Source organism: Shewanella mesophila (assembly GCF_019457515.1).
Lineage (GTDB): Bacteria > Pseudomonadota > Gammaproteobacteria > Enterobacterales > Shewanellaceae > Shewanella > Shewanella mesophila.
The window spans coordinates 1,946,976-1,962,335 of sequence record NZ_CP080421.1 but is presented as its reverse complement, the minus strand read 5'-3'; the positions used below and the strand labels follow the sequence as shown (position 1 = coordinate 1,962,335).

Sequence of the window (15,360 nt, the reverse complement as noted above, 5' to 3'; positions counted from 1 at the left end):
ATTTTGTTACCCTCGCAATGCATCATGTATTGTTTGTGCCATTTCTAAGCTAATACCAGGCACTTTTGTCAACTGAGCGACACTTGCAGCCTTAACTTGTTGCAAGCCTCCCATATATTGCAGCAGTGCTTTACGACGTTTAGGGCCCACTCCCGCAATCGATTCTAAACTCGAGGTGTTACGGGTTTTCTGGCGCTTATTGCGGTGACCCGTTATCGCGAAACGATGGGACTCATCTCGAATATGTTGAATTAAATGTAACGCCCCCGAATCGGCTGGAAGATTAAAGGCGATCTCATTCTCACCATAGATCAAAGTCTCAAGACCGGGTTTACGCCCCTCGCCTTTCGCAACGCCAATTAAGGTTGGGGCGACATCTAGCTCGGCAAACTTCTCATCGACGACCTTCTGCGCAATTCTAAGCTGCCCTATACCACCATCGATAAATAAGATATCTGGGATTTTGCCTGTCGCATCAATCTTATCGAAGCGCCTACCGATTGCTTGCTTCATTGCCGCGTAATCGTCACCCGGCGTAATACCATCGATGTTATAACGTCGATACTCAGCCTTATGTGGCCCTTCACGATTAAATACCACACAAGAAGCCACCGTACTTTCACCCATAGTATGGCTAATATCAAAACACTCCATGCGGCCAATCGTCTTAGTTTGCTCGAGTGCTTCCTCTAACAGTAAGAAGCGCTGCTCGACCGTATTTTGGTGGGAAAGACGTGTTTCAACCGCATTTTTGGCATTCGTGTCGGCAATCGCTAAAAAGCTCGCTCGCTCACTGCGTACTTTAGTCTTAATCAGCACACTCTTTTCTAGTGCTTGCTTTATGGCATGTTCTAACTCGTGGATATCATCAAATTCATAACTGACAATAATCTCAGCGGGTAATGTTCTGTGGCTATCAACATTCAAGTAAAACTGCAACATAAAGGCTCTGAGCACTTCATCAAGCTCGGTTTTATCGGGCACCGCAGGATAGTAGCTACGGCTACCAAAAATTTTTCCATTGCGAATAAACAGCAGATGAAAACAGGCAATACCTGACGTAAAATAAACACCGATAACGTCCATATCACCACTCGTACCAGAGACTTCCTGTTGCTCAACCACCCGCCTTAGCGCGCCAATTTGGTCGCGGTAACGCGCGGCATCTTCGTAATTAAGGGCTTGAGCCGCATGCTCCATTTTACCGACTAAACTGCCCATCACTTGCTGGTCTTTACCCTTTAAAAACAGCGTGGCTAGTTTTACCTGTTCTTGATATTCCTCATCGGACACTTTGCCAACACACGGCGCGCTGCAACGTCCAATTTGATACTGCAAACAGGGGCGAGAACGCGACTTATAGTAAAGATCATCACATTGACGGATAGGAAACAGTTTTTGCATCAAATGCAAGCTCTCTCTTACCGCCCCGCCGTTAGGATAAGGACCAAAATATTGACCTTTTTCTCGTTTAGGACCGCGGTGATAGGCTAACCTAGGGTGCTGGTGACCGCTAAGCAAAATGTAAGGATACGACTTGTCATCGCGCAGCAATACATTGTACTTAGGCATGTACTGTTTGATGTAGTCATTTTCTAAAATGAGCGCGTCGGTTTCACTATGGGTCAAGGTAACATCGATATCACAAATATGTGATACCAAGGCCTCTGTTTTAACGTTGTTTAGGTTTTTACGGAAATAGGAGCTAAGACGCTTCTTAAGATCTTTTGCTTTACCGACATAGATAACGGTACCGCTGGCATCGTACATACGATAGACGCCAGCCGAAGAGGAAACCGTTTTAAGAAATTGAGCTGAATCGAATACTGGGACTGACATTATGTTACTTATCTACTGGGTAAAGATTAAAACTGACCAGTATCAAGCATCTTGTAGCGAATAGCTAATCGGGTAAGTTCCACGTCGCCACTAATGCCTAATTTTGCAAACAAACGGTAACGATAGCTGTTAACCGTTTTAGGACTTAAATTGAGCTGCTCAGAGATGTCACTTACCTTCTCGCCACTGGTTATCATCATCATGATCTGTAGCTCTCGCTCTGACAATGACTTAAATGGATTATCTTCAGATTGATTAAACTGGCTTAACGCCATCTGCTGTGCAATTTCAGGAGATAGATAACGTTGCCCCACGGCAACTTGACGGATAGCTTGAATAACTTCAGGCGGAGTTGCCCCTTTAGTCAGGTATCCCGATGCACCAGCTTGCATGACTTTGGTTGGAAAAGGATCTTCAGTATGTATCGTTAACACGATAATTTTAGCGTGTGATTGGTAGCGCAGGATCTTACGCGTAGCTTCGAGTCCACCAATCCCAGGCATATTCATGTCCATTAAGATCACATCAGCTTCGTTGTTACGACTCCACTGCACCGCAGATTCTCCATCACCTGCTTCGCCAACAACCTTAATCCCACGCTCATCTTCGAGAATACGACGTATCCCGGTTCTTACTAACTCATGGTCATCAACCAAATATACAGTTATCAACTTCACTCTACCCTGATAGCTAATACTAAACCGACATTAGTTTACGTACGATACACACGGTAATTTAGCCCAATTACCCTGAATTGGAAAGGACAAATTGTCCATCGCTAAATCGATGATTTATAAGTAATCTATTTTAAAAAAATACGGTGCAAAAATTAAGCTTTAAGTGTGTTAACTATTGCAGATTAAAATCAAAGCAAATTAGCAAATACTTATTTTTATTATAAAAAAGGATGCTAACTCAGCATCCCTTTATCGGTAACGATTTCAACACTTAAGCGTCATTGCCGCTCGATGAATTGCCACTATTTCAGCGGAGGAACCCTGACATACCCTTCCATCAGCACCCGCGCGCTGCGGCTCATACTGACTTTCTCAACGCTCCACACGCCTTGCATTTGAGCTGCTGTAGCGCCGACTTTTAGCGTCCCAGACGGATGACCAAAGCGCACGTTACTGCGTTCAGTACCGCCAGCGGCCAAATTAACTAAAGTTCCGGGAATAGCAGCCGCTGTGCCGATAGCAACAGCAGCCGTGCCCATCATCGCATGGTGTAATTTCCCCATAGATAAGGCACGTACTAACAGATCGACATCATCCACCGAGACAGATTTGCCACTCGATGATATATAGGCTTTGGGCGGCGCAACAAAGGCCACCTTGGGGGTGTGTTGCCGAGTTTTAGCCTGTTCAACATCCTCAATAAGCCCCATCTTCAGCGCACCATATGCACGGATCAACTCAAACTTAGCTAAAGCCGCATCATCACCATTAATCGCTTCTTGCAATTCGGTGCCATCGTACCCCAGTTCCTGTGCATTTAAGAATATCGTTGGGATCCCCGCACTGATCATGGTCGCGGCAAAGGTGCCAACACCCGGTACGCTGAGCTCGTCGACTAAATTGCCGGTGGGAAACATGGCTCCTTCACCATCGGCAGGATCAACAAATTCCACTAAGACTTCGGCCGCAGGAAACGTAACGCCATCGAGTTCAAAATCACCTAGCTCAAGCACTTCACCATCTTGCATCGGGATGTGGGCGATAATGGTCTTACTAATATTGGCTTGCCAAATTCGTACCACTGCAACCCCATTATCGGGAACATTTATCGGATCGACTAATCCCTTGCTAATCGCAAACGCGCCCACAGCCGCCGTTAAATTACCGCAGTTACCACTCCAATCGATAAAAGGTTTATCTATTGCGACTTGGCCAAAAAGGTAGTCAACATCATGATCCGCTTTACTGCTTTTCGATAGGATCACGGTTTTACTGGTACTAGAGGTTGCCCCGCCCATGCCATCGGTATGTTTACCATAAGGATCGGGACTACCAATCACCCGCAATAACATAGCGTCACGCGCAGCGCCTGGCACCTTTGCAGCTTCAGGCAGGTCGTTTAGGGCAAAAAACACCCCTTTACTCGTGCCGCCGCGCATATAAGTAGCGGCTATTTTTATCTGTTTCATGATCATTCCTTTAGCATCGTTAGCGGCGGCATAAATGACTTCATGCCACCGCTAAGATCATCTATGCCTTTTTAGCCTCAAGAAAATCTTGAGCAAAACGCTGCAACACGCCACCCGCTTGATAGACAGAGACTTCATCTGCGGTATCTAGGCGGCAGGTCACAGGAACTTCGATACGCTCACCATTTTGACGGTTAATCACCAGTACCAGATCGGCTCTTGGTGTGGGCTCACCCACTACATCAAAGGTCTCTGTACCATCAATGCCATAGGTTTTGCGTGTATCACCCGCCTTAAACTCAAGTGGCAGCACGCCCATACCGACTAAGTTAGTGCGATGAATACGCTCAAACCCTTCTGCGACAATCGCTTCAACGCCAGCAAGACGCACCCCTTTGGCGGCCCAGTCTCGTGATGAGCCTTGTCCATAATCACCACCAGCAACGATGATTAACGGCTGTTTACGCTGCATATAGGTTTCAATCGCTTCCCACATACGCGTCACTTGACCTTCTGGCTCAATACGGGTTAACGAGCCTTGCTGCACTTCGCCATTAATGACCGCCATTTCGTTGATCAATTTAGGGTTAGCAAACGTCGCACGTTGAGCCGTAAGATGATCGCCGCGGTGAGTCGCATAGGAGTTGAAATCAACTTCAGGCAAACCCATCTTGGTTAAGTATTCACCCGCTGCACTGCTCGCCAGAATCGCATTCGATGGCGATAAGTGATCGGTAGTAATGTTATCGCCAAGTACGGCTAAAGGACGCATCCCTTTTAAGCTTCGCTCACCGGCAAGTGCTCCTTCCCAATAGGGAGGACGACGAATATAGGTACTTTGGGCGCGCCAATCATAAAGCGGACTGACTTGCTCACCATAATCGACAGCGATATCAAACATGGGTGTGTAGATCTCTCTGAATTGCTCAGGCTTAACGCTTGCCTTAACGATCGCATCGATCTCTTCATCACTTGGCCAAATATCTTTAAGCAAGATTGGGTTGCCAGCCTTATCGAGCCCTAGGCTATCTTTTTCGATATCAAAGCGGATCGTACCAGCAATCGCATAAGCCACGACTAACGGAGGCGATGCCAAAAAGGCTTGCTTAGCATAAGGATGAATACGGCCATCGAAGTTACGGTTACCCGACAATACCGCCGTCGCGTACAGATCTCTATCGATCACCTCTTGTTGAATAACTGGGTCAAGTGCGCCGCTCATGCCGTTACAGGTCGTGCAGGCAAAGCCAACAATACCAAAACCCAGTTGCTCAAGTTCAGGCAACAAGTTGGCGTCTTTCAAATAGAGCTCGGCCACTTTTGAACCTGGAGCAAACGATGATTTCACCCAAGGCTTGCGGGTTAATCCAAGTTCATTGGCTTTCTTAGCGATTAGACCCGCCGCGATAACATTACGAGGGTTACTGGTATTAGTACAACTAGTGATAGCCGCAATAATTACTGCGCCATCAGGCATCAACCCAGCTTCATTCTCGACGATACCTGAGATCCCTTTTTCAGCTAAATCACTGGTCGCGACTCGGCGATGAGGATTAGAAGGACCTGCGATATTACGCACGACACTGGATAAATCGAAGCTCAGCACACGTTCATATTCAGCATTTTTGAGGCTATCGGCCCAAAGACCCGTTTGCTTAGCGTAATTCTCAACCAGCTTCACTTGCTCACTATCACGACCAGTAATAGTCAAATAATCGATAGTCTGTTGATCGATATAGAACATGCCCGCCGATGCACCAAACTCGGGGGTCATGTTAGAAATGGTCGCGCGGTCACCAAGCGTGAGGTTCGCCGCACCTTCACCAAAGAACTCTAAGTAAGATGACACCACTTTTTGCGCGCGTAAAAACTCGGTTAAGGCTAAAACGATATCGGTTGCAGTAATGCCACTTTGACGCTTACCCGTTAATTCGACCCCGATAATATCAGGCAAACGCATAAATGAGGGGCGGCCTAACATGACGTTTTCGGCTTCTAAGCCACCCACGCCGATAGCGATAACCCCAAGTGCATCTACATGCGGAGTATGGCTGTCTGTGCCCACTAAGGTATCAGGAAAGGCAACGCCATCACGAGACTGAATCACGGGCGACATCTTCTCGAGGTTGATCTGATGCATGATGCCATTACCAGGCTGGATCACATCCACATTTTTAAAGGCTTTCTTGGTCCAGTTGATAAAATGGAACCTGTCTTCGTTACGGCGATCTTCTATGGCGCGATTTTTAGCAAAGGCGTCTTTGTCAAAACCAGCATGTTCGACGGCTAATGAGTGATCCACGATTAGCTGAGTTGGCACCACAGGATTAACCTCAGCAGGATCGCCCCCCTTATCGGCAATCGCGTCTCTAAGCCCAGCCAAATCAACCAGAGCAGTTTGCCCCAAAATATCATGACAAACGACGCGGGCAGGATACCAAGGAAAATCAAGATCGCGCTTACGCTCAATAAGCTGCAGTAACGCATCATTAAGCATCGATGGTTCACATCGCCTAACTAAGTTCTCGGCAAGCACTTTTGAGGTGTAAGGAAGTTTATCGTAGGCACCAGGTACTAGAGCATCGACAGCACTTTGAGTGTCGAAGTAATCTAGCGTGGTACCGGCAAGCGGTTTACGGTGTGTCGTGTTCATAACATCATCCACTGAATTATTTACGCTCACGCCACATCGAGTTTTAGTCGCTAACGGTGATAACCGCTATGCTGATGACCAAGTTACCTAGTAGCGTGATGCGCAGCATAAATGACTTTATGTTGCGCGAGAATATGACCCAACTGATGATAAAAAGGCCAGATACATCTCAGCCATTTAAGTGGCATGGCTATTTATCTGGCTTAGCTATTTAATATCAGCAGCTGGGGGTTAGCTATTTATTCTATTTACCAGCGCCCTTATCTCTGGCTAATCGGCACGACTTTACGTGGCTCAGACCCAATATAATCCGCACTTGGACGAATGATACGGTTATTGGCACGCTGCTCCATCACATGAGCTGCCCAGCCAGTTAGACGTGAACAGACAAAAATAGGGGTAAATAATTTGGTCGGGATCCCCATAAAGTGATAAGCCGATGCATGGAAGAAGTCAGCGTTACAAAATAGCTTCTTGGTGTCCCACATGAACTCTTCACAGGCGACTGAAATATCGTATAGCGAACTGTCACCAAACTCTTGCGCCAACTTTTCAGACCAAGCTTTGATGATCACGTTACGTGGATCCGATGTGCGATAGATAGCATGGCCAAAGCCCATGATCTTCTCTTTACGCTCAAGCATACCCGCCATCTGCACCTTGGCATCTTCTGGCGAACTAAACTTCTGGATCATCTCCATTGCAGCTTCGTTAGCGCCGCCGTGCAGTGGACCGCGCAACGAGCCGATAGCGCCTGTGATACACGAGAACATGTCAGATAAGGTTGATGCACATACGCGCGCAGTAAAGGTAGATGCATTAAACTCATGCTCAGCATAAAGAATAAGCGACACGTCCATCACTTTGCGATGCAGCTCTGATGGTGTCTTACCATTTAGTAGCTTAAGGAAATGGCCGCCGAGCGAGTCTTCATCGGTTGTACACTCAATTTCAACGCCTTCATGGCTATAACGATACCAGTAACACATAATGGCAGGAAACGCTGCCAATAAGCGGTTAGCGGCTTTATTTTGCTCAGAGAAATCCGCTTCAGGCTCAAGGTTACCGAGAAATGAGCAACCAGTGCGCATCACATCCATTGGATGAGCATCAGCAGGAATACGCTGCAGTACCTCTTTAAGGGCTTGAGGCAGATCGCGCTGTGACATCAATACACTTTTGTATGCATCTAGCTGCGCGGCAGTAGGTAGCTCGCCATTAAACAGTAAATATGCGACCTCTTCAAAGGTCGCATTATCGGCTAAATCGGATACGTCATAGCCACAATATGTTAGACCTGAGCCAGATTTGCCCACAGTACATAACGCTGTTTCACCTGCACTTTGTCCGCGAAGACCTGCACCACTCAATTTTTTATCAACCATAATGTGTTCCTTTTGGAATCTAAATTATCTGTTTCACCAAGTATCACTCTTGGTCGTAGGGTTTAAACTGTCCTTAACTGAGCGCCGCTCATCTCTTAGCGATGAGCTGCGCAGCTCAAGCCACACTATTTATTTTTACCTTCGGCAAATAAGCTATCTAGCTTTTGCTCATAATCGTGATAACCGAGGTAATCATATAGCTCCATACGGGTTTGCATGGTATCGACAACGGCTTTTTGGTCACCGTCACGTAATATCGCGGTATAGACATTTTCAGCCGCTTTATTCATTGCTCTAAAGGCACTAAGTGGATAAAGCACCATATCTGCTCCCCACTCTCCCAGCTGCTCTCTATTCCAAAGTTCTGTCTGGCCAAACTCAGTGATATTGGCCAGTAGCGGCGCATCAATTGCGCCAGCAAACGCGCGGTAATGCTCCTCTGTTTGTACCGCTTCGGCAAAAATGCCATCGGCACCGGCAGCGATATAGGCTTTAGCTCGCTCAATAGCCGCGTCTAACCCTTCTTGTGCAAACGCATCGGTTCGCGCCATGATAAAGAAATCCGGATCGGTACGGGCGTCGACGGCCGCCTTAATACGGTCAACCATCTCTTCAGTTGACACTATCTCCTTATTTGGGCGATGACCACAGCGTTTTTGGGCCACTTGATCTTCCATATGTACCGCAGCGGCACCGGCTTTCTCCATATCGCGAATGGTTTTAGCAATGTTAAATGCCCCGCCCCAACCGGTATCGATATCGACCATCAAGGGGAGATCGCAGGCAGACGTAATACGCTGCACATCGACAATTACATCATTGAGTGATGTCATACCGAGATCGGGTAATCCATAAGACGCATTCGCGACCCCGCCACCAGAAAGATAGATAGCTTGATGACCAATTTGCTTAGCCATCATGGCTGTATAGGCGTTAATCGTTCCAACGATTTGTAGTGGCTTATTATCAGCCAAGGCCTGACGGAATTTTTTTCCTGCGCTCATGCTAGATTCCTCTTCGGTTTGATTTATGAAAGCTTGTTCTTAATATTGTTTTTTGAATACATGATATGACGTCGCATCAGCATCTCGGCCAACTCTTCATCACGATTGGCGATGGCTTGCACTATATGTTTATGTTCATCAAAGGCGGTAGTTACTCGCGGTCCCGCCATTCCTAACTGAACGCGATACATGCGCACAAGGTGATAAATCCCGTCAAACAACATTGAGATAAGGTGTTTGTTTTTACTGCCGAGAATAATGCGGTAGTGAAAATCGACATCACCGGCTTCTTGGTAGTAAGACTCGCCCTGTTTAACATCTTGAAAATGGCTTTGAAGTAGCGCCTCTAATTCAGCAACCTCATCAGGCGTCATATTTTTTGCCGCCAGCCTCGCCGCCATCCCCTCTAGAGACTCTCGAACTTGGTACAGTTCAAGTAAGCCATCTGACGTCAACGCAACGACTCTGGCGCCTACATTGGCTTTACGCTCGACAATGTGACATGACTCCAAGCGGTTTATCGCCTCACGTATCACCGCACGACTGACACCATAAGTTGTCGACAATTCGGTTTCACTTAACTTAGAACCTGCCGGCACAACACCTTCAACAATATCTTGCCTTAACTGATAAAAGGTTTTGTCTGCCGAAGTCACAGCCGGTTTGGATTCGAATGCCATCTTGATGAAAAACTCAATTAGAAAATCACGTTGTCGACAATATAGCCATCAATTAATACAAACACAAGCTTAACGGCCACTTTTGTCGACAATATTGTTAAACTTTAGACTAAAGTCGTAACAAGTAGTAAGTAATAAGTAATAAGTAATAAGTAATAAGTAATAAGTAATAGAAGCTTGGATTGCGACATAAAGGCAACAGATGTAGACGATAAACGACAGTTACTCCATTAAAAATGGGGGGGATTACCAAGTCAGCTTCGAGTATCAAAATAGCCAAACCAAATCCAAAGCCACTGAAATACGCACTTTACCTACAGTGAAGTTCTTATGGTTAGTGCTGCAACACATATTACCCAAAGGACTGCGACGAGTGAGAGACTATGGACTATTGAGCGGTAATTGCAGCAAGCTCAGGCAACAGATACAGCTGATGCTCGCTGTCGCAGGTGAGGTGTTTCCAATAATATCTGAACTAAAGCGAGTGGTGGCGATACGACCTTGTCCCTGCTGCCAACAGCCTATGAAATTTATGGGAGTACATGAGAATAAGCATGCACGACCGACAAGCTTAAAAACACCAATCGGCAACACTGCCTAACGCCACTGTTTAAGCGGGTAAGTACAAGTATATAGACTTAAGAGGCCGAAATAGATGGACCCAAAGGAGGTGATTAAGGCACTAATATAGTGAAGTTAATTGATTCGCTAGCGATGCTAAGGGATCGCTGTGAGCTGCAAAAAGAGCAACTACACATCACACCTAAACTCGCGTGAACTCTCGCGCCGATATTTACTATATAAAAGGTATCACTTTCAGCAAGCTCGGGCTTGTTCAACAATCGGGATAAGGACGCGACTACGCGCGGCCTATCCTTATTTGTTAGGCATTACTCGTATAGAAACATATTTTATTATTGTCTAAATCTCTTATATAAGCAGAATGCATATTAGAACGTATTCTAGGTTCACCTTCACTCAAACCGCCTAAATCTAGGGCTTTTTCATGTAATCTATTGACTTCATTAATTGAATCAACATGAAGGCCAAGCATCGTGCCATTTCCATTGGAGGCTGGATTTTCATCAAACGGTTCGGCTATGGCAAACATAAACTCTTCGTTTCCCCATAGTGTCATTCGTCCTTGATCGTGAATTTTATTTAATCCACACCCGTCAAATAACTCATCATAAAACGAAACGGACTTTTCTTTATCATTCGTTCCAAACACAAAATAATTCATTTTCATTGTAAATACTCAATTATATAAATTGATGCCTAACGCTCACGGCAGCGGCGCAGCTTTGCTGCGTCACGCCTGCCCGTGCTTGTTAACTGAGTGACGTATCATTCATATCGGTTTATTACGAAACCATCTTTTTCATACGTCTCTGTATGGCAAAAGCCAAGCTTTAATAGCAGCTTATTTGAAGCTACGTTTTCTTCTACGACTTCTCCTATAATTTTTTTGAGGCCCAGCACTTCACGCGCGTAAGTAAAAACTGCACCCACTGCTTCAGTTCCAAGACCCTGTCCCCAGTACTTGGGTAACATACGGTAGCCTATGTCAGGGCAACCAAGTTCCGGCTCATATTTAACACCACAGAAACCTATTACCTTTTTGTCATCCTTGTGGACTAGGGCATAGCGGGCATAACCATACCTTCTGTATTCTGCCAACCATACTTTTCTGATTATATTTTCAGCATCAGCCTTACTTTTTATGGCGTCGGCGTCCCCAGTGAACTGCGTAACATCAGAGCAAGTCGAGAACTCATAAACAGCATCAACGTCCTCCAATGTGAATTCTCGCATCTGAAGGCGCTTTGTTTCGATAAGAATTGTGATAATGACACCTTTGAGTTCAGTTAACGTCTTATTATCTAGCTGCTCGATAATGTTCCGGTTTAAATTACAACTTAGGCGTAGTCTACCTAACGTAACCGACTGTTTATAAAAAATTATATAAATTACATCTAGTTTTATCAAAATCAAACCCGCAAAAGTGAGCAAGTTGATGTGGAGGTCTCTACAACCTTTTACTAAATATCCTATTTTCAATACCTTACTTAATCTACGGGGATTTATCGAGCGATAAATATCAATTTTTGCTCAATATTTTACGCAATTTCTCAAAAACCAATTGTAACTGTATGTATACAGCAAAAATTTGTACAACTCCAATGACAAAACCCTCTTTTATTGAAGCTATCCGAGAACAAATTAGAGTCCGACATTACAGTTTGCAAACGGAAAAATCCTATCTTTACTGGGTGCGCTATCTCATCAGATATAGCCAGGTTCAGCGAGCAAGTGAGTTGACCCCCTCACATATTGAGTTCTTTCTATATCATCTAAGTAGCCAACGAGGTGTTAGCGCTAGTACACAAAAACAAGCATTGTGTGCAATAGTCTTTGTATTCAAACATGTTCTTAGAGTTGATCCCGATGTTCTTACCTTCCCCTACGCCAAAGCCCCAACTCGTGTTCCTCAAGTATTAGACAACCAACAAGCGAAACTTATCATTAATCAAATGAGTGGTGAGTACAACATGATTGCCAGTATCCTTTACGGTAGTGGCCTCAGGCTAAATGAAGCCCTCAGGTTAAGAGGGAGAGATATTGATTTCGTTCACCGTACAATCTTTGTCTTTCGAGGTAAGGGACAAAAAGATCGAGTCTATCTGCTACCAAGTAGCACCATTGATAGTCTTAAGGGGCAAATTGAAAAAGTGAAAGGGGTACATCATAAAGATATTGAGGCCGGGTTTGGTTTTGCTTCATTGCCTACCTCATTGTTTAGAAAGTATAAGCAGAGCATTAAACAGTTTCACTGGCAGTATATATTCCCAGCTTCTCGGCTTTGTGTTCACCCAGTTGATGGCTATATTTGCCGTCATCACATCCATCCATCTGCGTTTGGTCGAGCATTAAGAGTTGCTACAGAGCAGGCTCAGGTAGGTAAACGAGTCACTGCCCATACATTCAGGCATTCGTTCGCCACTCAACTTTTACTGCACGGAACAGATATAAGAACCGTACAAGAACAGCTTGGACATAAAGATCTTAAAACCACCCAGATTTATACCAATCAGTATAAGAAAGTGATCTACTCAGCGTGTTTTTTGGCAACTAATTCAAGGCGAATGGATGATGGAATAGTTATTCCCTTGTGAGGCCATTCAACGCAGAAGTAGGAAGCCAAAAACACGCCTAACAGGCGAGTTTTAGCACTTTTGATGCTGTGTTAACGAGTTTGACCGTAGAACAACAATGCTCTTCACTCGTTGCCTTGCCTCATAAGCACTAAATTCTCGCTGAGCGATCACATCTTTATACTAATTGGTATTATACTCATGCTGCGGGCATCAACCAAACTGGTATCGCCAGCCCACTGGACAGATAAAAAAACCTAAAGCTTACCATTAGGATCAAACTGAAATTTAGCCTTATTTAAAGTTTAAAATTTGACCCGAGGGTTCAAGTCGCTATCTTTAGCGAGTACTTGTCGCGAAAGTGCAAATGGTGGCAGTGCAAGCAACAAAAATCCCGTCATCTTTCGATAACGGGATTTTTGTTTGAATGTGGCGGAGAGATAGGGATTTGAACCCTAGACGGGCTATAAACCCGTGCCGGTTTTCAAGACCGGTGCATTCGACCACTCTGCCATCTCTCCAGCGGCGGTGATAGTATAAGTATCCTTATAAGATGTAAAGCCTAAAACCCGCTCCCTTGATGAAAATTAAACTGATCGGCCAATAAATAATCCATGTCAGTCACCTTTTAACCAATGAGCTCAAAACCAAACAGCATAAAGCTGAAAGTAACGAAACTTAATAGGGGCTATTCAAAATTGTGCTAACATCTGAGCATGTTTAAATAAAGCTCTCCAATATGAACGCAAATCCAATCTCGACTGCTTCGCTATCACCTAGTTTTACTATCCCATCTGTTACCAGTATCGACACGAGTATTCAGTCGAGATTACTTGGCCAAGAACGTACTCTCGACGCATTTAAGCTGTTGGCGAACACCCAAGGCCAACATATGTACCTTGCCGACCAACGTGGTATCGATCGTCTTAAATTGATTGAGGCGCTCGTTAATAGCCAGCATGCTAAATCAGATCTGTATTTAAACCAGATTAACGACGGCAGCGATAATCAAAACCAGCAGTTAGAGTGGCAAACGAGCATAGGCGAAGATAACGTTAGCCAAACACGAGTACCCTATCGCTACCTTAGTGGCAACATCAAACGGCGAGATCTGTTAGGACATCTCAGCACAACTACACCACAACAGTATCACGCTGGCGCATTAGCTGACTGCCACTATCTATTTGTTTGCGCCGAATCCTTGTGGAAACGCGAGTCGATGTGGGAGCTATTACTGCAGATCATCGACCAAGGTCATTATGCTGTGCATTCTGATTGGCCGCACGTGCCACTGCAATGCAAAATCATATTGGTCGGCAGTAGCGCGTTATATAGCGTTTCCTACGTTGAAGAGCGTTTGTTCGCTAATCATTTCCCCCTACTTGGCGAATTGGTTACCGAAATAACTACCCCACAATATAGCGAATACGATTATTTAAGCTGGCTGTTGACACTGGCAGATGATCACAATGTCACGCTTGAACAATCGGCCATAGCTCCGCTGTTTACTTATAGTTCAAGACTTGCCGATCATCAGCAGCATCTAACACTTTTAACGGTCCCATTAGTGCAATTAATGGAACAAGCTTGTGCTTATAGTCATTCTCGAACGATTAATGGCAAAGCCATAGAGCATGCGCTGCAGCAGCACACAAAACGTCATGATGCATCTCAAGAGTTATCGGCGCAGAGTTTTGATGATAACTTTATTAATCTTCCCACAGACGGGATCATGGTGGGTCAGATCAACGGCCTAACGGTGCTCGATACCGCAGAATACTGCTACGGTGAGCCCGCTCGTATCACGGCATCGGTACACTACGGTGATGGAGAAGTGGCCGATATCGAGAGAAAGTCAGAACTAGGCGGTAATATTCATGCGAAAGGATTAATGATCCTCTCATCTTGCTTATATCGAATCTTTGGTAAAGATGCGCCCCTGCACCTCAACGCCAACATCGTCTTTGAACAATCATATCAAGAGATTGATGGTGATAGTGCCTCATTAGCAGAATACTGTGCCCTGATGTCAGCCATTGCCGAGCAACCGATCGATCAAGGCATTGCGGCCACAGGTGCGATAGATCAGTTTGGTCAAGTACAGGCGATTGGCGGCGTTAACGAGAAAATTGAAGGCTTTTTCAGTCTTTGTAAGCGACGTGGCTTAACGGGAACCCAAGGGGTTATATTGCCAAAATCCAACGTCCAGCAGCTCAACCTCCATCAAGAGGTAGTTCAAGCGATTTCAGAAAATAAGTTCCACTTGTACCAAGTCGAACATATTGACGAAGCTGTCACCATTTTGATGAAGAAGCCAGCCGGTGCCCGTGATGATAATGGCCAGTTCGAAGAGAATAGCTTATATGGATTAGTGCAGACTCGCCTTGAAGGATTAGCGGGTTATCCAGATGAAGAGCCCTCTTTTTTTGCTAAGCTGCTCGAAAAATTGAAACTTTCTAGCTGATCGGAGTTGTTTAGCGTACACGTGTTCGCTAACC

11 protein-coding genes, 1 tRNA gene and 1 pseudogene are annotated in these 15,360 nt (G+C 45.3%); 3 read left to right on the top strand and 10 right to left on the bottom strand.

The features are described 5' to 3' along the window. Nucleotides 1-6 precede the first annotated feature (6 nt). The 7 genes from uvrC to K0I73_RS08490 all read right to left on the bottom strand — a co-directional run bounded on the left by uvrC (nucleotide 7) and on the right by K0I73_RS08490 (nucleotide 9,707). Entirely contained in the window at nucleotides 7-1,839 is a 1,833-nt protein-coding gene (uvrC, locus tag K0I73_RS08520) for an excinuclease ABC subunit UvrC (RefSeq protein ID WP_220064036.1), read from the bottom strand. 26 nt (nucleotides 1,840-1,865) lie between these two features. After that, nucleotides 1,866-2,510 (bottom strand): UvrY/SirA/GacA family response regulator transcription factor, encoded by a 645-nt coding sequence (gene uvrY / locus K0I73_RS08515; RefSeq protein WP_220064035.1) that lies wholly within the window; start codon nucleotides 2,508-2,510, stop codon nucleotides 1,866-1,868. 308 nt (nucleotides 2,511-2,818) lie between these two features. Next, nucleotides 2,819-3,991 (bottom strand): 2-methylaconitate cis-trans isomerase PrpF, encoded by a 1,173-nt coding sequence (gene prpF / locus K0I73_RS08510; RefSeq protein ID WP_220064034.1) that lies wholly within the window; start codon nucleotides 3,989-3,991, stop codon nucleotides 2,819-2,821. Between the two features lie 55 nt (nucleotides 3,992-4,046). Then, the gene (gene acnD, locus K0I73_RS08505) at nucleotides 4,047-6,638 is read right to left on the bottom strand and encodes a Fe/S-dependent 2-methylisocitrate dehydratase AcnD (RefSeq protein ID WP_220064033.1); all 2,592 of its coding nucleotides are present in this window, start codon (nucleotides 6,636-6,638) and stop codon (nucleotides 4,047-4,049) included. A 260-nt stretch (nucleotides 6,639-6,898) separates the two neighbouring features. Next, nucleotides 6,899-8,023 (bottom strand): bifunctional 2-methylcitrate synthase/citrate synthase, encoded by a 1,125-nt coding sequence (gene prpC / locus K0I73_RS08500; RefSeq protein WP_220064032.1) that lies wholly within the window; start codon nucleotides 8,021-8,023, stop codon nucleotides 6,899-6,901. A 125-nt stretch (nucleotides 8,024-8,148) separates the two neighbouring features. Beyond that, nucleotides 8,149-9,027 (bottom strand): methylisocitrate lyase, encoded by an 879-nt coding sequence (gene prpB / locus K0I73_RS08495; RefSeq protein WP_220064031.1) that lies wholly within the window; start codon nucleotides 9,025-9,027, stop codon nucleotides 8,149-8,151. A gap of 23 nt (nucleotides 9,028-9,050) precedes the next feature. Next, complete coding sequence (locus K0I73_RS08490; protein WP_220064030.1) at nucleotides 9,051-9,707, bottom strand: GntR family transcriptional regulator; 657 nt, start codon at nucleotides 9,705-9,707, stop codon at nucleotides 9,051-9,053. Between the two features lie 244 nt (nucleotides 9,708-9,951). Here K0I73_RS08490 and K0I73_RS08485 point away from each other — a divergent pair. Then, nucleotides 9,952-10,308, top strand: a pseudogene (locus tag K0I73_RS08485) (transposase); the annotation flags it as partial. A gap of 282 nt (nucleotides 10,309-10,590) precedes the next feature. Here K0I73_RS08485 and K0I73_RS08480 read toward each other — a convergent pair. Both K0I73_RS08480 and K0I73_RS08475 read right to left on the bottom strand, forming a co-directional pair. Continuing rightward, entirely contained in the window at nucleotides 10,591-10,956 is a 366-nt protein-coding gene (locus K0I73_RS08480) for a VOC family protein (RefSeq protein WP_220064029.1), read from the bottom strand. Nucleotides 10,957-11,054: 98 nt separating this feature from the next. Next, the gene (locus K0I73_RS08475; protein ID WP_258405326.1) at nucleotides 11,055-11,768 is read right to left on the bottom strand and encodes a GNAT family N-acetyltransferase; all 714 of its coding nucleotides are present in this window, start codon (nucleotides 11,766-11,768) and stop codon (nucleotides 11,055-11,057) included. A 92-nt stretch (nucleotides 11,769-11,860) separates the two neighbouring features. Here K0I73_RS08475 and K0I73_RS08470 point away from each other — a divergent pair, with 92 nt between their 5' ends. Further along, complete coding sequence (locus K0I73_RS08470; RefSeq protein WP_258405325.1) at nucleotides 11,861-12,883, top strand: integron integrase; 1,023 nt, start codon at nucleotides 11,861-11,863, stop codon at nucleotides 12,881-12,883. A 409-nt stretch (nucleotides 12,884-13,292) separates the two neighbouring features. Here K0I73_RS08470 and K0I73_RS08465 read toward each other — a convergent pair. Beyond that, a tRNA-Ser gene (locus tag K0I73_RS08465) sits at nucleotides 13,293-13,383 on the bottom strand. Between the two features lie 218 nt (nucleotides 13,384-13,601). Here K0I73_RS08465 and K0I73_RS08460 point away from each other — a divergent pair. After that, the gene (locus K0I73_RS08460) at nucleotides 13,602-15,326 is read left to right on the top strand and encodes a S16 family serine protease (RefSeq protein ID WP_220064028.1); all 1,725 of its coding nucleotides are present in this window, start codon (nucleotides 13,602-13,604) and stop codon (nucleotides 15,324-15,326) included. The last annotated feature ends 34 nt before the right edge of the window (nucleotides 15,327-15,360 follow it).